The organism is Grimontia celer (assembly GCF_900055185.1).
Taxonomy (GTDB): domain Bacteria; phylum Pseudomonadota; class Gammaproteobacteria; order Enterobacterales; family Vibrionaceae; genus Enterovibrio; species Enterovibrio celer.
The window spans coordinates 1,374,044-1,394,489 of sequence record NZ_FIZX01000001.1; the positions used below are offsets into that span (position 1 = coordinate 1,374,044).

Genomic DNA, 20,446 nt, shown 5'->3' on the forward strand with positions numbered 1-20,446 from the left:
TTTACCGCATACCCTGTGTATTCCTTGCGCGCCCTTATTCCTAAAGTTAGGCTAGTGATAAATCACTCGGTTTACTGAATGGAAGCCATCATGGAACAGATTAAGAACCGCTCGCTACTCTCTGCTATGTGCGAAAACACGAACAGTGCTATCGCAGTCGATAACCCAGCCACCGGAGACATACTGGGTTATGTCCCCAATCACAGTAAACAAGAAATAGAAAGTGCAGTCAGCAAAGCTGCTGAAGCGCAAAAGGTTTGGGCTAAGCAAACGGCGAAACAGCGAAGTGAGATTCTGCTCCGATGGTTTAACCTTTTGATGGAAAATCAGGAGGATTTAGCCCGAATCATGACATTGGAACAAGGCAAACCACTTGCCGAATCACGCGGTGAAGTAGCCTATGGCGCTTCATTCATCCAATGGTTTGCAGAGGAAGGTAAACGTACTTACGGGGAGACAATTCCTACCCCAATGGCCGATCGCAGGATCATGACTATCCGCCAGCCTGTTGGCGTTGCTGCTGCTATCACGCCCTGGAACTTCCCTATCGCGATGATCACCCGTAAAGCTGCGCCAGCTCTTGCGGCAGGATGCAGTTTTGTCGCGAAGCCCGCAGCACAAACACCGCTGAGCGCTTACGCCGCCGTAGAGCTTGCTTACCAAGCAGGCCTACCCCGAGATTTGTTAACGATTGTCACCACCACAGATGCAGCAATGGCGGGCGAACTCTTCTGCGGCAGTGAGCAAATTCAAAAGATCTCCTTTACCGGTTCCACCAATGTTGGCCGCATCCTGATGAAACAAAGCGCTGAAAGCGTGAAGCGAGTTTCTATGGAACTTGGCGGCAATGCTCCGTTTATCGTTTTTGATGACGCGGACATCGATGCTGCAGTCAAAGGGGCAATTGCCTCAAAATTCCGCAATGCGGGCCAAACCTGTGTCTGTGCGAACCGTTTCTATGTGCAGAACTCTGTCTACGATGAATTCGTAGATAAATTCTCTAAAGCCGTATCTGAGTTAAAAATCGGCCATGGCCTTGAAGAAGGCGTATCGATAGGGCCTTTGATTGACGACAACGCCAAAAACAAAGTCCAACGTCTGATTGCAAGTGCCACTGAACAGGGTGCGAAAGTTGCCGTTGGAGGAAAAGATCATGGTGGTCGATTCTTTGAGCCGACTGTTCTCACGGATGTCACTCACGACATGGCTATTGTGCAGGAAGAAATCTTTGGCCCAATCGCACCCGTAATCCGGTTCAATGATGATGAATCACTGATTCAAATGGCTAACGACACCATCTATGGCCTCGCCAGCTACTTCTACAGCAAAAACATCAACCGTATTTTCGCCATTGCTGAAGCTCTGGATTACGGCATGGTCGGCGTCAACGAAGGCGTTATCTCTACTGAAGTAGCCCCATTTGGTGGCGTTAAACAGTCTGGTATTGGCCGGGAAGGCGCGAAACAAGGCATCGATGAATACCTGAATACTAAGTATATCTGCCTCGGCGGCATGTAATCTTCAGTGATATCTAACAGAACAGAAAAAAGCAGGAGCAAAACTTCTGCTTTTTCTTTTTTTAAGTCGTACAAAACATAAACAAAATTCGTTTAACGCCAAGAAACCCCTTTCATTCACTTTTATGCTTTTAACATTCACTAATTATTAACGAATTTCCTTTATGTAAGTAAGTAACTGTTAAAAATCTGCATAAAAATTCTGCAATCAAACTTCACAAAGGTGGGTCTTTTCCTTTAATGTGAAGCAAACCAGCGTTTTTTCGTGCCACAGTGCGAAACTACGCCCAATTCAAAAAGAACAAAGGTAAAAAGATGTCTGACGTACCTTCAGCTGTTGTAGAAGTCGCAGCTAATGCACAAACCGTTGCTGAATCTTCCGGTTCTGTTTGGCCATACGTGGTCGGCGGTATCGCTCTTGTCGTCGCAGCGGGTTTTTGGGGTTACAAACTGGTAAGCCGCCCTACTTTCATCATTAAGCAGATTCGTCGCCGCAACCTGAAAGCGATGAAGAAAGAAGGCATTGAGAGCTCAGAAGCCACTAACGATTTGGATAGACTGCTGACAGCGATTGAAGAGCATGCGGTAGCAAATAAAATGTCAGGTGCTGACATGATTAAGCTTTTGGCACCTCTCAATGACCAGAACCGTATGAAATCAGCAAAAGACATGTACCTCACCATGCAGCACATTGCTCGTGAGGTCGGCAACACACGACTGGCTGGCGAGTTCAAAGGTAAGTCTACTGGCGTGAAGTCTGGCTCTAAGTTGATGGCTGGTCTGTTTAAACGCGCAGGCATTTAAACGTAAACACAGAATCGCAAAAGGCACCTTCGGGTGCCTTTTTAATTTCTACTTTATCGGCTTCTCACTTCATTGCCACTTTACCACCAATGATTTTGTAGGCGGGCGTTCCCCTTACCAACGTTTCCCTCGCAAACACGTTGCCGCAAGAAGGACATTCACAGGGCGTTTCGGTGTAATCAATGACGATACGCTCTTTGAAACACTTCACCAAAGACCCTTTCCCGCCTTTCTTGTATTTGAACAACATCGCCTTGCATTTAGTGCAGATGATATCGACTGATCGCTCCGGCAATTTCTTGTTGGGTTTCGCCACGTTACCTCCAATGATCCTTTGGCGATTCTAACCTAAGACTAAAGTCTTAAACCAACAGAAAAACTGAGAGAAGGCTTATGTTTATCAGAGCCAATTAACATAATCTTTACAAGCTCAGCTATTCTTTGCGGGATATCTTTGGCATGAAAAGCACCGACTCTACGGATACCTCTAACATTGGAGTGTTGTATGAAAATCAAATCCTTAGTGAAGACCCTCTCACTGGCAACAGCGATTGTTACCGCTGGCATGGGCAGCGCAACCGCTCAAGACCGTGACTACATCCTCGCAACGGCATCGACTGGTGGTACCTATTATCCAGTTGGTGTGGCACTGGCAACATTGAGCAAAGTAAAACTGGAACCTAAGCATAAGTTTTCCCTTTCAGCGATCAGCTCTGCCGGCTCCGGTGAAAACGTAAAACTGCTGCGTGAAAACGAAGCTCAGTTCGCTATTTTGCAAGGTCTTTACGGCGCGTGGGCATGGAATGGTGAAGGCAAAGTGAAACAAGCGGGTCCTCAGAAAGAGCTGCGTTCTGTCTCCATGCTATGGCAAAACGTAGAGCACTTTATTGTAATGAGTGAGCTGGCAAAAACCGGCACCATGACAGACATGAACGCAATGGATGGCAAAAAGTTCTCCATTGGTAAAAAGAACTCTGGCACAGAAGGTTCTGGCCTACAAATTCTGTCTGGACTGAATGTTAACACCGACAAATTCAACATGGCCCACTTGGGTTACGGTGCCAGTGCAGACGCACTGCAAAATGGCAATATTGAGGGCATGAACACGCCTGCTGGTGTGCCTGTCAGTGCAGTCACCCGTGCTTATGCAGCAATGGGCGATAAAATCAAAATTCTCAACTTCACTGACGAGCAAGTGAAAGAAGCGAATGGCAGCTACAACCTGTGGACCCGATATGTGATTGAGCCAAACACTTATCCTGGCCAGACCGAAGCGGTTGAAACTATCGCACAACCAAACTTCCTTGCCGTGCGCAGCGATATCAGCGATGAAGATGTTTACCTGCTGACGAAGACTATCTATGAAAACCTCGCTTTCCTGAATGGCATACATAAAGCGACAAAGGCAATGTCTCTGCAAAAAGCAATCGATGGTTTGCCGGTACCACTTCACCCTGGTGCGGCACGATTCTACAAAGAGCAAGGTCTGACGATTCCAGACCACCTTGTTAGTCAATAAATCTTAAGCAATAAGGCGCTGATAGTTTCAGCGCCTCTTCTTCGTTTCCAGCCCAACAGGACGTCGTGCCTTCTCTGCACGCTATAGGGAATATGACCGATAAATCTTCCAGCGCTGATTCGCCTCAGGAACTCGAAACCGAACTATCCCAGTTTGAACTCACGCAGCGGACCGACTTCCCGCTGATCACCCGCATTGTCACTGTGTTCGGAATTGCGCTTTCACTTGTTCACATTTGGTTCAACACATTCGCCACCCTCCCAGAGCTCTGGGTCTCTGCTGCGCATTTCGCAGGCTTTTCGGTGATGTGTGCATTGACCTATCCCGCGGCGGCAAACTGGCGAAATAGCCGTTTTGCGCTGGCGATCGATATTGGTATTGCAGTCGCTGCGATTGCCTGTTTGGTTTACGTTATTTTTGCGGAAGACGCACTCTACGAACGAGGAGTCACTTTCGTGACCAGTGATTGGATATTTTCTGTAATTGCCATATTGATTGCGCTGGAACTTATCCGACGCACCATGGGCTGGTTTATCCCTTGCCTGATTATTGTCGCACTGACTTATGTGGTTTGGTGGGGAAGCTGGCTGGACGGTATTTTCGCATTCCCGGGGCTTTCCGCAGAGACTATGCTGTATCGCGCCTTTTACAGTTCAGAAGGCATGTTTGGCCCGATTTCCCGCATTTCATGGAGCTATGTCTTCATGTTTATTTTGTTTGGGGCGTTTTTGGTCAAATCCGGGGCTGGTGATTACATCATCAATGTTTCTCGTGCAGCCGCAGGTAAAATCATCGGCGGCCCAGGTTTTGTCGCCGTATTGGGTTCGGGCTTGATGGGCTCCGTGTCCGGATCCAGTGTCGCCAATACGGTGTCTACCGGTGTTATTACCATTCCCTTGATGAAGAAAGCGGGCTTCCCACCAAAGTTTGCAGCAGGCGTCGAGGCCGCAGCATCGACAGGCGGCCAGCTCATGCCACCGGTTATGGGGGCTGGCGCTTTCATCATGGCGTCATACACCCAAATTCCGTACGTCGAGATCATCGCGGTATCATTTGCTCCAGCACTGATTTACTTCTTGTCAGTGGCGTTTTTCGTTCGCATTGAAGCAAAACGTTCCGGTGTACATCAACTGGAAACCGACACGCCTTCGATGTTCTCAGTATTGGCGTCAGGCTGGCATTATCTTATCCCTCTCGCTGTACTCGTCGCCTTACTGGTTATGGACTTTACCCCAACGTATGCAGCCGGTATTTCGATTATTTCCGTCGTCGTCGCTTCTTGGTTATCTCCGAATCGAATGGGCGTGGCGGACATCTTCGATGCGCTAGCCCAAGGTGCGCGCAACATGGCGACCACTGCTGTATTGCTTACAGGTATTGGCTTAGTGGTCAACGTCATCAGTACAACTGGTATCGGCAATACCTTCTCCCTGATGATCAATGATTGGGCGGGTGGCAGCCTGTTTATCATGATTGTGCTGGTCGCACTGGCTTCTCTGATTTTGGGTATGGGTTTGCCAGTCACCGCTTCCTATATCGTTCTGGGTACCCTTTCGGCGCCCGCACTTTATGGCTTGATCGCTGAGCAACAGTTGCTGGAACTTCTCACGACAGGTCAGCTCCCAGAAGAGGCCAAAACGATATTTATGCTGATAGCGCCCGAGCAGCTTGCCGCTTTGGGCTCGCCCATGTCATTTGAAATGGCAGTCGATTTGGTGGGCAAAGTGCCGGACGACTTTAAAGCGACCTTACTTGAGCAATCTCTTGGGCCTGTCACTGTAGGCTTGGCACTGCTGGCCGCGCACCTCATCATATTCTGGCTATCGCAGGACAGTAATGTTACGCCTCCTGTGTGTTTAACTGCCTTTGCTGCAGCAACCATTGCGCGTACTCCACCAATGGCTACCGGGTTTAAGGCATGGAAAATCGCGAAAGGACTTTATCTGGTACCACTACTCATGGCGTATACGCCATTGGTCGCGGGAGATTTTCAGCAGGTTGTCATTGTCACCCTATTTGCCATTCTGGGTACCTGGGCGCTGGTTGCGGGCCTTGAGGGATATCTTGAAGGGCCAATTAATCCGCTATTCCGGATAGCAACATTCGGTATGGCAGCCTTGATGATGTGGCCAGGATTAGATATATGGCTTCGTTTACTGGGTGCGGGGCTCTTTATCGCGCTGGTTGTATATTCATATAAAAAAGCTCCACCGTTGGTGACTGCCTAAATTCATGTTTACGTAAAACAAGAAAAGCGCCTTTGTGGCGCTTTTCTATTTTGCTGGGAGATTACTTACCCTCTTTCAACACCAAGCTATCCATCAAACCGACCATTCGGCCAATTTCCGGTTTGGTAATGGTGTCGTTAGCACCAAGATCCAGCGCTTTGCGGCGGTTATCTTCACTCATCAAGGAAGAGAACATCACAATTGGGATGTCTTTGTATTCACCAATTTCCCGCAGTCTTTTCACTAAATGTAAGCCATCCATTTTCGGCATTTCTACGTCAGATACCACGCCATCAACAAACTCTGTGATGGGTAGTTGTTCTTCAGTACAAAGGCGGACAAACTCAATCATGTTATCGAGCCCTTCCTGCCCATCTTTCGCCGTGATCACGTTATAACCCGCCGAGCGCAGAGTGTTCTCTATCAAACGCCTTATAAATGCGGAATCATCAACAACAAGAATGGTTTTCGCCTCACGCCTCGCCACCATGGCATCGTCGATGACCACGGATTTATCTTTCGTGACATCATATTTTTCCATACTGAGTTCTGGATTGATGTCAGCAATAATCTTCTCAAAGTCCAGGATCATAATGAGATTGGTTTCCTGACGGACTACCGCCACCACACAATCTTGATCTGAAGCTTCGAGGAATTGACTGGGAGATTCTACCTCTTCCCAGGAAATGCGGTGTATCCGGCTGACGCTATCGACCAAGAAGCCATTCGACATCTTGTTAAAATCGGTGACGATCACCACTTTCTCATCAATATTGCTCGTCGTTGGAACGCCAAGCCAACTGGCTAGATCCACCAAAGGAATAAGTTTGCCCCGGAGGGAGAACACGCCTAACACATTAGGTTGTGCGTTCGGGTAGTCGGTTGTCTCCGGCACGCGAATGACCTCGCGTACCTTGGCAACATTAATTCCGTAATAGCAAACTTTCGTAGACCCATCAGGTAATAACTTTTCTAATCGAAACTCTATAATCTCGAGCTCATTGGTACCACTTTCTGTCAAGATTGATGTTTTAAGTTCTGTGCTCATACCAAATCTCAATGCATGTCGGGGCAAAAAACAATTATGTCCTCTAACAGCATAGTCTTAATCTATCGACAGACGACTCAATTAGCGAAATTAGTTACCTCCAATTCAACACCTTGGGCTAGAACACCCCGTTTGTTTGGCACAGCTCACTATTCAGTCAACCTTAAACGCCTGCTGCTCGTAGAGCGCGGTAATGATGGCGGAAGTGCTGGAGCCCGCCGCCAAATCAAGTCCTGAGCTGGATATGTCCATGCTTTGCAACACAATGTTTTGAGTTTGACCATTGGATGCCAGCGTTAATGAGATAGTGCCATCACTTGCCACAGACGCGTCATCAAAAAACGGCAACAGGTCTGACGCTTCTGGGTTTGTGCCAATACCCGTCAGCAAATCAGAAATATCGAGCTTGTCCTGACCCAATGTAAGATCCGTTACTCTGTCCGTGTTTGCTGGTGTGCTTAGCGAAGACTCCAGCCAGACAAAAAGGTCGTCCCCTTCGCCACCCGTGAGGATGTCATCACCTTTACCCGCTTGAAGCGTGTCGTTGCCATTCATACCAAATAAGCTTTCTCCTGCATCATCAGCCACCAGCGTATTGGCAGATGCATTGCCGAAATTGGTACCGAGATAAAGCTGACCACTGTCGATGACAGACGTGAGAATTTCTTCCTGAGTCATTCCTGACGCCGTGCCATTGACCATTTCATCAAGACTCACGTCTTTAAAAACGATGTCTTGAACTTTATCGCCACCCACCGAAATACTCAGCGTCGCGGTACCATCGCTCTCGGTAAACTCAAGACTTTCTGTTAATGCAGAGAAACTTGTCAGGTTTTTGAAATCCAATGCGCTGCTCAGGTCCACCATGTCTGTTGCTGTATCAAAGTCTTCGATAGTGTCTGTAGCAGGGCTTCCCGAAGAACCGAAATCCGCCGCCGCCCAGACAAACCTGTCTGTACTGCTATCGGTCTCACCTTCTTTCCCTCCCCAAAGGCTATCATCTCCGGCACCACCACTGAGGATGTCGGCACCCAACCCGCCAATCAGTATGTCATCACCACCTCCACCAACCAGAGTGGCATCTTCAGAGCCAGATACCACGACATTGTCGACAGAAGGTTCTGATGCCGTTATTGAACTGTCATCGACGTTGGTGACATTGATGGAAAGCTCGATGGAGTCTGATTCGGCAGACTCCCCAGTTGTCGTCGTCGAAATGGCGACCACTTCGACAGTGCTCGACAGGACAGAGGACCCCGTCACATACAGGTCATTTAGTTCGGTTGGCGTCAACGTTAAAACCCCACCACTTGGACCTGTGCCAATTGCCGTTCCGTCGGCATCAACAAACGTCAACCCTGCGGGTACGTTTCGAATCTCAATCGATAGGGTTTCTGAAGGATCGGTCAATGCAGCCGCCAACCCCAGCAGAGGAATTAAGGATGAAATGCTACCAGCAACCGCCGCAGTTTGCGGTGTGTTTAGCGTTAGCGTTGGAACATCAGGTTTAGGCAGCACATTGATACTGACTGAATCTGTGTCCGTTTTTGTCCCGCCATCCCCCGTGTTTCCGTTGTCATTGACGGTGACAGTCAGGGTATCTTCACCACTAAAGTTAATATCACCTGTGTACGTCACACCATTGGACAGTGCTTCATTAATCGCATCCAACGGCCCTTCAAATGTCATGTTATTGGTGCCCTGTCCGCTCACAGTCACGCCTGCCGGCAACGGCGGCGAATCTGGCAGGCCAATCACACCATCTATCGCACTTAAACGAATAGAAATCGTGCTACCCGCTGTCTCATTGGCATCAACATCTTTGACTTGAATAGACTCAATCAGCAGCTCGATTTCTTCTTCTGCCTCAAGAGAAGTCGGCAAGGTGAGTTCTGGTTCATCGTTTACTGGCGTGACCGTCACATCAATGATCTGGTTCACCCAAAGTGAACTCTCTGCCTCCACACCGTTGTCAACGGCGCGAATCGATACCTCGAGTTGGCCATTCCAGTTATTTTCATTGGCATCACCCGGCGTGAATATCAACGAAGACAGAGTGGTTTGGTTAGCAATAACGACCCAACTACCGTCAGGCTGCTTCTCAGCAGTGCTGCCGCTTGCAACACCCGGAGGTAAACTGATCGTGGCACTGTCCGGTACATTAGTGAGTACAACTTTGACCACTTCTGGCCCGTTTTCCGTAACCGATAAACCCGTTCCGTCATATGACGGCACTTTATCAATAACCGTGATATCCAGTGGTAATTCGATGTTTTCGTCTTCCGTGCCAGAAACTGATGTGGTGATTTCTGTGTCTATACCATCACCAATTGGATTTACGACGACGTCTACGGTGGTGCTGAACTCTTTCGGCGTACTGAGAAGATCTTCTTTGGCGTAAACCACCATCACTACCGTCATCGAACCACTGAAGTTCTTCGGTGGAATGAAGGCAATATCATCAAGGCTGAAACTTTGACTGCCTGCAGGCACGCTGATTGTCCACTCACCACCACCGCTGTTCTGCACCAGCTGGCTGCCATTAGATACCAATTGGAAGTCATCAGGCACACCAGTGAGTTTCACAGACACGATTTGCTCCGAGCCGTCAGTGTCCTGCAACGTTGCAGTCACGCCCGTCAGTGCGATTTGCTCGTCTTCATTTCCCGAAACCGGAGTTGTATTGCCACTGAATGAAACGGGATCATTCACGGGAAGTACTTCGAACGAAACGTTGGTCGTGATGGTTTGGACAGTGACAGAATCGGGTAGCCCAGTTTGGTCGTTTTCAGCACGGTCGGACACCGTAGTATCCACTTTGATACTGACATCACCACTGAAATCATCAGCTGGCCGGAAATAAACCTTAGCGAGATCCGCGCCAGAGACAGTGATTGAGCTTTGCCGATTATTGCCATTTTCATCAACAAAGTAGCCCATAGCGCTATCGACGGTCAGAACCGCCTGGGTGACCGTTTCCACACCCGACGTCGCTGCCGTGTCCGGGTCAATCAACTTCGATGTAAAGTCCAGTTCAATGATGCCGTCTTCCAACGCTTTATCTGGCACAGGCACCCATTCGGATTCGTCAACAACGGGTTGCTCTTCACCATTCAGCCCATCGGTTTGAATCACTTTCACTTCTGTCGTCACGCCATCTACGACTGGTGTCACTACGATTGAAATGGAGGTATCAAGCTCTTTAACATTGCCGCTTAATTGGTCTGTAGTGACAAGTTTAATGGGAAGAACGGTATCACCTGCAAAGTGCTTAGGAAGAAGCAAAGAGATGGAAGAAAGATCGACTGAGCCATCTGCGCCGACAGGGACTTTGGCAACATACTCTCCAGTTTCATAGTTAAACTCCATGCCCGAGGCCGCTGCACCAATTGCCCCAAGCGCGGACGCATCAATCACCAGCGTCAGTTCGTCATTTGGCGCATCCGTTGGATTGACCTTTATCAAGTCGTCGAGTTGATCACCGAAATTGATAGACCTGTCTTCTGTACCCAACACATTTTGTAGATCGACCGTGATGTCTCCGGCCAATTGCGTTTGATCCGTTTCCCCTTGGAAATCGAGAGTCAAAACAATGGGCTTTTGCTCCACCTCAGAGCTTGCATCGCCTTCTGTACCATCGCCCTGATCCTGCACTAATGCCGTTATTTGCACGTAAACTGGTGCATCAGTTCTCGCCGAAGCCGTGATGGCGAGGTTGCCCAGAGCGCTTTCAGGCACGGTCCAACTGCCATCACCGTTATTGATGCCGCCAGCGACGTAGAAATGCTCAAACAAATTCAGTTGATCTTGCGTTAATGGCGTTCCGCTGGCATCAGCGACAAAGGTAATAACCACTTGTGAAATGACCTCTTCACTACTTCCATCGGTGTTCACACCTTCTGGCGTGATAAAGGCGAGATGCCTATCAGCGCCGGAAAGCGAAATCGTGCCAGACCCGTCACCCACAATCGTGGTGGAAATAACATCGTCAGCGCCATTCACCAGTTCGATATTGCCATCATCTTCAACGGTAGCAATGATACGAACATTGAGGTCTCCAGTGATTTCTTTGGTGTCTACGACAGAAGAATCCGTGTCAGTCTGCTGAACCGTCAGTTTGACGCTGATGTCGAGATTCCTGTCGATATCGACATTTTCTGGCGCGCTCAAGAGCAAGTTATTTCCCGCCAACAACTTGCTCACTTGGTCAGCCGTAAGCATGGCTTCTCCACCCGAGAAAGTAATGGGTGAAGATTCGCCAGCAATCGTAAGCGTGTAGCCAGCGTCAATCGCGGCCTGCGCCATGGAGAAGGTAATAGCGGTGATAGCTTCGTTATTGTCGGTAAATCCCTCATCGGTATCAGGACGCCAGTTCACCACCACATTCTGATCTTCAAAACCACGACTGTTCAGTGTGTAGTCTTGCGCATCAATTGCAGGTTCGATATGAACAACCACATCTTTGTCGATAGTCAGTGAATCGCCATCATCTTCAGTCACTATGATGGTGACCGTGAGAGTAATATCGTCTGTGCTGCCGGGAGGCGGTACTAACTTAACGTCAGAAAGTCCGTCTACCTTAGCTTGGTATTGAGGTTCACCATTGGAGCCCAATCCGGCGTAAACCAGATTGATTTCATCATCATTGGTATCCAGTAAGGTGACACCTTTGGGGATATTGGTGACCAGTGTCGATAGGGTTTCTGATTCATCACCAGGTAGCGCTGTCCCTTTTTCACCGGAAGCAATAGTGAATGAAAGTGACACTTCGCCATCCTCAGGAATTGTCGTTTCAATCCCCGTTTCGACGCCGCCTTGGATAATGGGTTGCCAAACATTTCCCAAATCCGCTTCGATGTCCGGCTCATCAGCCACACCTTTCAGCGCGATATTGAGAGTTTTCGCTCCGGTTTCGTAGATATCAGTGACAGTTTCGGCCACGCCGCTGGAATTGGTGACTGTAATGGTATCTTTCACCACACCGCGCACATTGAGCGCGAAATCGACATTACTCTCCGGCGGTGGCTGAAGTTTCAAACCGCCAATGTCTGTGTAGGCAATTTCGTAGACGCCACCGCTCTCAGACACCTCCGTACCATCACCCAGCAGCAGCTTTGCGCCCGTTGGCATACCTGTAATCCAGACGTAAAGCGCCTCTGAGGCGTCGGTATCAGCAGAGTCAGTGAGAGAGATGTGTGGCGCTAAGTCGATAAGCTCATCTTCCAACCCACTGGCACGGGTCACTTTGAGCGTTGTGGTATCCGCAACCGGATCAACAGCAATCGTGATGGTTTGAGATTCCGAATCAGCGGTCTGCTGACCCGATGCAAAATTGGATTTCTCTTTACTCTGCGCGATGGCAGTCAGAGTAATGTCACCGGAAAAGTTCTCATCAGGTTTCACCACTACATTGTTAATATCAGCCGCGGCGACAGTGTATTTTCCATCGGTTGGCGTCAGCTCCGTGCCATTGAGTAATAGCGTTGCGCTTCCGCTGTCGAGCGTCAGGATATAGTTCAACTCTTCCGAGTCATCCCTGTCTTCAAGCTCCGCGTTCAAATTAAGCATTGCGCCTTCACTGTCTTCATCAATACGATAATGAAGATCCGTTGAAGCATCATCCCAGATAGGGACATCGGCTATGCCTTCGACAGTAATCGTGAAGGTTTGATTTTCTAACTGACGTTCAGAGCCATCTGTATTCTTAACAAATCCGGTTACCGTAAAGGTCGGCACACCATTCGCCGCGGAATAATCCTGATCCGGCACGAAGGTCACACCCTGCAACGTCCACAGTTCGTTCGCAGAATCGGGCGCAAACAAATTACCGGGTAACTCAATTTGATTGCCACTGATCGCCAGCTCAGTGCCGTTTGCGTAAAACGTTCCGTGAGCATTAGATGGCAACGTAATCAGAACTCGGTCAACCGTTTCACCTTGGTCGTTGTCTCCAACATCGACAGTCACGTTGATGGCGATACCATCGGCAGGATTTGCAACCAAGTCATCATTCGGGTCAGGCTCCCTGCCCTGATCTTCAATGCCGTTCGCATTGTTAACAATAAGCTGTGGTTCAGCATCGACGATCACGATTTCTGTGGTACCGACAACTATGTCCCCGTCACCATCAAGAATTTCATAGCTAAATGATTCTATGATGCGGTTACTGCTTGAGCCCGTGTGTGTGATGTCATCGTTAGCAATGAACTCCACCGTACCGCGGCTGTGAATGACCAGTGTGCCAAGCTCTTGACCCCCTGTTCCTTCTGTCACGGTAAAACGGTTGTTCAGCCCCTGATTCAGCTCATGTTGCTCGCCGTTTATGGTGACAGACTTGATGGCTGCATCATCAGCGCCACGATTGCGCGCAGGTAAAATGGTAATGCGCGACGATGAATCCCCTTCTTCTGTCACCAAACTGCCGCCGCCTGTTCCGACGCCGTCGGTTTCCAGCGAAAATGGCACATCATCAAGGACATTCACCACGATATTGGCTGTCGCTTTGTCGCCATCAGCATCTGTCACTTCGACAGGGAAGTTAATCGCGAGAGAATTTTTCTCTTCACCTCGTGGGTGGTCGAGTGCACCGAGCAGTGCAAAGGTATAAGTGCCATTCGGGAAAACGGTTAGCGTAAAGACTTCTCGTGCGCCTGCCATACCGGTGTAAACCTTAGTGGCAGACGTATCACTCGTCAGCTCCAGCGTGACTGCAGTGCCTTTTGAACTTAGCGGAATTGCAGTACCAGCCGCATCTTCACTGTTGTCGCTATTTACAGAGGCAAAACCGCTTACGTTTATCGCCACATCAGCAATTTCATCACTGCCACTGTTAATTTCCAGTTGCCCGGTCGCGGTATCCTGATCGGTTCCCACGCCACCGGGCGTGGTACCAGGGCGGTTTTGATTAGGGCTGGAACCATTAGAATTAATGTCGCTTTCTTCGACGCTCAACGCAGGCGCGTTGGTAATCACTGGCGCTTCACCATCTTGAATATCAACGTTAATCGCTGCAATGCCACTAACCACATCGCCATCAGAATCCTTGGTGTCCAAAGAGACGGAAATAGCAATTCGATCGCCATTAATTGTTACCCGCGTGTTTGATGTTGCATCTGCATTGTGGTCAACAGGTTTGTGAAGCGTGATAGAAGGTTCGATCACCAAACCATAACCATCGACGCCTTGAGTAGCTGGAAAGCTCAGCGTCATGACCAACTCACCATCAACCCGTCCAGTCAGAACACCTGTCGTCTGGTCGTATTCGAAGTCGATGGGCTCACCGTTACTGGTGAGTACCTCCTCCATATCTTTTATAAGGTCATCCAACTGAGAACTGCTGATTCTGACTTCGTCCGGAATCAATCGGTCTGTTACCGCATTGACCGCCAAACTCACGGTTGAGGTATCGGGATACCCGACTTGAGTGCCTTCAGGCGTGAGATCTGGCTCAGTGATCGACAAGGTTTTGTCCGTCGAAGGAATGACCGCTGAATCATCATCCTGAATCGTGACGGTAAACTCGCCTGTCACTTCATCGCCATCGATATCCGTCACTTTTACGCCAATCGGCAGTTCAAGGTCGCTACTAGCCTGATCAACCGCCAAATCCAAAACAACGGAGTATTCACCTGTTGGCTTACCCGAAGCATCAGTATCAAGCTTGATCGACATCACCCTGTCACCATTCGCAGGTGAAGATGAGGCTGACAGGCTTGGATCATCTATTACGATGATGATTTCGTGAGTGAGAGAAGAGAATGGCTGTGGCTGAATGCTGGTTTGATAACCACTACTGGTGATAGCTTCAAGCGCCGCTTCTAACCCTGAAGGCGCATAGAGCGAAATGGACTGAATCGCGTCTGTGCCTTGGGTAATACCGAGGCTGATATTCTCTTGCGAGCGCGTACTGCCAATTATGGGGTCAATGAGGGTCGAGTCGACCGGCTCCACAGAAGGTGGCGTGCCGTCTTTAATCGATAGGATAAAGTCAGAAGTGGTTGTATCACCATCATCATCAGTGACTTTCAATGAAAGTGGAAGTTCGACTAATTCGCTATCCGGCTGTTCAATCGGACGGTTTACGGTTGCAGTGTATTGATTGTTCGCTTGATCGATAGCTACCGTCAGCACAGTTATAGTGGCGCCAGCCCCGTCGACATACCCCACTTCGATTGTTTGGTTTGAACCATTAAGTTCACTTAAAGGTTTGAGCAGTGTCAGTGCGTTACCTTCACTGGTCAACCCTTCTATTTGGGTAGCCAATGCAGCATCTAAATCCCAGACCAGTGAGCTGATGTCATCACTTCCCACCTGTAAACCCAAAGATTCTGCAGTCGAAACCGGGGGGTCGCCATTGGCAGGTTCAGTGAGCTCCGCATCAACGACTTCCATAATCGCATTATTGCCATCTTCCACTGAGTAAGTGACTTCAATAGGTGTATCAAGCGGATCGTTATCTGTATCACGCGCTTGAAGCTGGACTTTAATATCAAATATTTCATCATCACTGCCAGTCGCTGACTTAATCGTCACCCACTGGTTATCAGCAAATTGACTTTCTTCAACATGATCAAGTGGCTCGCTCAACGTAAAGACAGAAGCAATAGATAGACCTTGTGCACCCGCGCCTGTTGATTGTGTGGTGGTCAGCGTTAAGCTGAGAACTTCAGTACCATCGCCTTTTTCGCCCACCAGCGTGATGACGTTATCCGCCGTGCCAGGTTCAATGCGGAAAGTCAGTGCATCTCCACCAGAGGTGAGTTCATTCAGCTCACCAATCAGCAGGGTCAGATTGGCGATAGAGACAGAGTTTGGCAGCAGCCTATCCGCAGCGGCGCCTAGTGTGATCGTACCGTTGACCGTTTGAGCTGGCTCATTGAGCTTATCTTCCGTAATTTCATAGTTACCGCTCAGTGTCGCTGATTCACCCGATGCATTGTTGCCATCATTGACAGTGACGGTGAAATCAGACGTATCAGTATCACCGTCATGATCAGTGACTTTTACGGACAGCGGCAGCTCAACTTTCTCGTCAGTTTGCTGATCAATTGAGTGTGACAACGTCACAGAATACTGATTGTTGTCCGGTTCAAGAGCAATTGTCATCACGGTGACTGTCACGCCGGCACCATCTGTATAACCAATCTCAATTGAATTTTCAGAATCGTTTAAATCAGTGAGCGGACTCAGCAATGACAGAGCATTGCCGTTGCTCGTCAGCCCTTCAACTGTGGTTTGGAATGTGCTATCCAGCTGCCACACCAGTGACTCAATATCGTCACTGCCAATATCCAGCCCCAATGATTGCGTTTCTGTCGCCGTCGAGCCTGAATTTGGATCGGTAATGCTGGCATCCTGAACATCTATTTCAGGCTTGATCCCATCTTCGACCGAGTAGGTCACCTCAACCGGTGCATCCAGCAAGTCTTCGTCGGTATCTTTCGCCTGCAGCTGAAGCTTGATATCGAAAATCTCTTCATTACTTCCTGAAGACGGTTTGATCGTCACCCACTGGTTATCAGTAAACTTGTCCGGGTCGGCATGGTCGATTGGAACATTCAGCGTAAAGGCAGAGTCAATCGAAATACCCTGCGCGCCACTACCTGCAATTTGAGTGGTAGTGAGCGTAATGCTCATCACTTCAGTGCCGTCAGCTTTTTTACCCACTAACTCAACTACGTTACCAGCAGTGCCTGACTCAACGGTAAACGTCAGAGCATCGCCACCAGAGGTCAGTTCGTTCAGTTCAGTTTTGAGCGCGGCAAGATTGACGATGTAGACGGAATCCGGCTGTAATCTGTCGGTTGTTGCATCCAATGTAATGGTGCCGCTGGCTGTTTGCGCGGGCTCATCAAGCTGGTCTTCTATCAGCGCGTAGTTGCCTGTGGCACTGGCGTTTACTCCATCTGCGTTATCATTGTCTTCAATGGTGATGGTGAAATCAGTGTCAGCCGTGTCCCCATCCTTATCTGTGACTTTGACGGAAAGTGGAATCTCGATTTTGTCGTTAGCAGTGGTTTGATCTAATGGCTGCAGTAATGCCACGTCGTAATCGTTGTTTGCCAGATCGAGCGTCACCGTCATAACCGTAATGGTCGCACCTGTTCCGTCGACATAACCAATGTTGATTGGGTTGTCCGAATCATTGAGATCACTGAGCGGCGTTAACAATGAAAGCGCGTTTCCGTTACTGGTGAACCCTTCGATAGTTGTCTGGAACGTGCCATCCAATTGCCAAACCAAGGACTCAATATCGTCACTGCCGATAGTTAGCCCAAGTGAGCCAGACCCTGTCGATGAACTTCCTCCCTTCAATGGGTCTTCAAGCTCAATGTCTGCTGCATCGATCGCCGGTTTAATGCCATCCTCGACTGAATACGTCACTTCTATCGGCGCATCCAACTCATCACTATCTGTATCGAGCGCCTGTAGTTGTAGCTTGATATCGAAGATGTCTTCACTGCTACCTGATGCGGGGGTTATCGTTACCCACTTGTTGTCAGCAAATTTGCTCTCTTCAACATGATCTAAGGGTTCATTGAGCGTAAATGCGGAGGCAATGGAAATGCCTCGCGCGCCAGTGCCAGTTTGTTGGGTCGTCGTCAGCGTGATACTGACCACTTCCGTCCCATCCGCTTTCTTACCGACCAATTCGATGACATTCGCATCTGTTCCTGACTCAATGGCGAAGGTCAACGCATCACCACCGGAAGTCAGTTCATTGAGCTCTTCCTGCAATTCAGAAAGATTCGCGATTGAAACAGAATCCGGTTGCAGCCGATCAGTTTTCGCATCCAACGCAATGGTGCCATTAACCGTTTGAGCGGGCTCGTTTAACTGGTCTTCAATGATTTCAAAGATGCCACTATCAGTGGCTGATTCGCCAGAAGCATTGTCGGCATCATTTAATGTCAGGGTAAATTCAGAGGTTGCGGAATCACCGTCATCATCAGTGACTTTCACTGCTAATGGCAATTCAACCTGATCCCCGGTTGGCTCATCAACCGGTTCAGCCAAGGTGACTTTGTATTCGTTGTTGGTCTGATCGAGTTCTATCGTCAACACAGTAATTGTGGTACCAGATTCGGCATACCCGATCTGAATTGGTACTCCATCAGTATTGAGCTCACTCAATGGAGTGAGTAGTGATAATGCGTTGCCGTTACTGGTTAGACTTTCAATCAGGGTCTCGAAAGAACTATCGAGATCCCATGTGAGTGAAGTTATGTCATCACTGCCTACCTCCAAACCCAAAGATTCAGATGTGGTGGAAGCTGGCTCGCCAACCATTGGATCGGTAAGAGTTGAATCCGTTGCATCAATAAGCGGCTTAATCCCATCTTCCACCTGATATTTCACGCTGATAGGCGCATCAAGTGGGTCGCCATCGGTATCTTGTACCTGGAGATCGATGTTTATATCGAAGATTTCTTCCTCGGAGCCAGAAGCAGATGAGATGGTCACCCACTGGTTGTCCGCAAACTGTCCTGGGTCTAAATGATCAAGCGGCCCATCCAGAGTAAATTCAGACGCAATGGAAATGCCTTGAGCACCGGAGCCAGAGTTTTGGCTTGCCGTTAAAGTGATATTGACGATGTCAGTACCGTCTGGCTTTGTTCCCGTAATTTCAACAACATTACCTGTTTTGCTGAAAGTAAAAGTGAGTGCATCACCACCAGAAGTCAGTTCATTCAGTTCAGCTTGAAGACCTGCAAGGTTTGACACCTCAATGGTATCCGGGACCAATCTGTCTGCCGCAGCATCCAAAGTAATGGTGCCATTTGCTACCAAGGCAGGTTCTTCGAGTTGGTCCTCTGTTAGATCGTACTGACCTTCAATCGTGGCATTGTTGCCAGAAGCATTGTCGCCATCTTCTAAAGTGACATTAAAAGTTCCCGACCCGATATCGCCGTCGTTATCCTGCGCTTGAACCGTTACCGGGATAACAATATTGTCGCTGTCGTCTTGTTCATCAATCGTGGCATTCTGAGTGACAACATAAGCGTATTCATTTGCTGCATCAGAAATAGGCTGGAGCGAAATACTCATCACGACGACCGAAGGGTCGCTCTCCAGACTGACGCGGATTTCACTGCCCTCAACAAAAAATGTCGTAGATTGCCCATTACTGGTAATGGCACTGAGCACATCAGTCAGGGCAGTGGTTGAAACGAATCCGATGCTTTCCAGCGCGTCACTGTTTACATCAAGATTGATAGGGATCGGCTCAGAAACATACTCGACATTGTTTTCATTGACCGTCAGGCTATCAGGGCTGAGTGTCGGATCAGCGCCATCTAATACAGACACATTTGCTGTGATAGGCGTATCCAGAGCGTTCCCGGCGATATCCTGGCCTTGGATATCCATCTCTATATTGATGGCATCACCAGCGACAGATACCAATCCTGTGCCGTCGCCATCTGCGTTGTGATCTAAAGGCGCATTCACAGTGATAGAAACCGTCACTTCGACGTCCAGGCCAAGCTGTGAACCTGCAACAGAAATGGTGACAATGTCTTCACCGTTCAGGCTACCGATAATGGTTTTGCCGTCGGTTGACAATATGTAGGTCAGTGACTCACCACCACTTTGTGTATCAGCCGTGATCTCTGCAATTAAAGCAACTGCTGCGGTGGGCTCAATTACAAAACTGTCCGCATCCAACGGTAAAGAGCTGGAAGCGACCAATACAGTAGAGCTCGTTGTGACTGGATATTCGTCTGGCTGCAAATCAGTTTCGGTGATCAGGATTGCCAGAGACTCACCGCCTGATGGCGGCAAAATGGGTAAATCATCGTCGTCTGCAGGTGCGGCTGCATTTGGCGAGAACGCAGTATCAAAACCAGCCTGAGCCAAAACACTCACATTGTTATATTGGATAACCGCGAAGTCACCGATGGAAGAGCTGGTCGCGCCTCCGCCTGCCCCCGCTGCAGCGGCTTCAAAATCCTGCGTCGGGTCCACACCGGCGAGAATCGCTTCTTGCAATGCCGCGATGTCGCCATCCAGCAAAGCGATAGCCTCTTCACTTTCAGCAAGTGTGACGTCTTCGCCAAGGCCGATGATTTCTATATCCTCATCGCTGATTTGGATACATGTGGCGCAAGGCTCTGAGACCAGAACCGGCACGCCATCTTTTATCACCACATATCGGGCGTTTGGGGAGGCAACGACAATATCGTCTATTTGCGCTTCTGAACTGCCGTTGATTGGATTAGCCGTGTGGTTTTGAACGAGGTATACCACTCCCTCTTCCACGGTAATTGACGCTGACACGTTTTCCGTATTCACCGACGCCAGCGTGTCGGTTCCTGCTGCCTTCATCGCG

7 protein-coding genes are annotated in these 20,446 nt (G+C 49.0%); 4 read left to right on the plus strand and 3 right to left on the minus strand.

Annotated elements, in window-relative coordinates; genetic code table 11:
- Positions 1 to 90: 90 nt before the first annotated feature.
- The gene (locus tag GCE9029_RS06150) at positions 91 to 1,518 is read left to right on the plus strand and encodes an NAD-dependent succinate-semialdehyde dehydrogenase (RefSeq protein ID WP_062661759.1); all 1,428 of its coding nucleotides are present in this window, start codon (positions 91 to 93) and stop codon (positions 1,516 to 1,518) included.
- Positions 1,519 to 1,832: 314 nt separating this feature from the next.
- A complete protein-coding gene (locus tag GCE9029_RS06155; protein WP_062661761.1) occupies positions 1,833 to 2,321 on the plus strand; it encodes a hypothetical protein in 489 nt (162 codons plus the stop codon).
- A gap of 64 nt (positions 2,322 to 2,385) precedes the next feature.
- Here GCE9029_RS06155 and GCE9029_RS06160 read toward each other — a convergent pair whose 3' ends face one another.
- Complete coding sequence (locus GCE9029_RS06160; protein ID WP_062661764.1) at positions 2,386 to 2,637, minus strand: hypothetical protein; 252 nt, start codon at positions 2,635 to 2,637, stop codon at positions 2,386 to 2,388.
- A gap of 189 nt (positions 2,638 to 2,826) precedes the next feature.
- Here GCE9029_RS06160 and GCE9029_RS06165 point away from each other — a divergent pair, with 189 nt between their 5' ends.
- Together GCE9029_RS06165 and GCE9029_RS06170 are read left to right on the plus strand one after the other, a co-directional pair.
- Entirely contained in the window at positions 2,827 to 3,840 is a 1,014-nt protein-coding gene (locus GCE9029_RS06165; RefSeq protein ID WP_062661766.1) for a TAXI family TRAP transporter solute-binding subunit, read from the plus strand.
- Between the two features lie 92 nt (positions 3,841 to 3,932).
- Complete coding sequence (locus GCE9029_RS06170) at positions 3,933 to 6,068, plus strand: TRAP transporter permease (protein ID WP_062661768.1); 2,136 nt, start codon at positions 3,933 to 3,935, stop codon at positions 6,066 to 6,068.
- A 61-nt stretch (positions 6,069 to 6,129) separates the two neighbouring features.
- Here the strand turns inward: GCE9029_RS06170 and GCE9029_RS06175 are convergent, their stop codons facing one another.
- On the minus strand, positions 6,130 to 7,116 hold the full coding sequence (locus GCE9029_RS06175; protein ID WP_062661770.1) for a chemotaxis protein CheV: 987 nt from the start codon (positions 7,114 to 7,116) through the stop codon (positions 6,130 to 6,132).
- A 153-nt stretch (positions 7,117 to 7,269) separates the two neighbouring features.
- A complete protein-coding gene (locus tag GCE9029_RS06180; protein ID WP_062661772.1) occupies positions 7,270 to 20,442 on the minus strand; it encodes a retention module-containing protein in 13,173 nt (4,390 codons plus the stop codon).
- Positions 20,443 to 20,446: the final 4 nt, after the last annotated feature.

What these genes read in the sequence shown, in the direction of transcription:
- GCE9029_RS06150 (WP_062661759.1), top strand. Translation starts at nt 91, where the DNA reads ATGGAACAGATTAAGAACCGCTCGCTACTCTCTGCTATGTGCGAAAAC.
- GCE9029_RS06155 (WP_062661761.1), top strand. Translation starts at nt 1,833, where the DNA reads ATGTCTGACGTACCTTCAGCTGTTGTAGAAGTCGCAGCTAATGCACAA.
- GCE9029_RS06165 (WP_062661766.1), top strand. Translation starts at nt 2,827, where the DNA reads ATGAAAATCAAATCCTTAGTGAAGACCCTCTCACTGGCAACAGCGATT.
- GCE9029_RS06170 (WP_062661768.1), top strand. Translation starts at nt 3,933, where the DNA reads ATGACCGATAAATCTTCCAGCGCTGATTCGCCTCAGGAACTCGAAACC.
- GCE9029_RS06175 (WP_062661770.1), bottom strand. Translation starts at nt 7,116, where the DNA reads ATGAGCACAGAACTTAAAACATCAATCTTGACAGAAAGTGGTACCAAT.
- GCE9029_RS06180 (WP_062661772.1), bottom strand. Translation starts at nt 20,442, where the DNA reads ATGAAGGCAGCAGGAACCGACACGCTGGCGTCGGTGAATACGGAAAAC.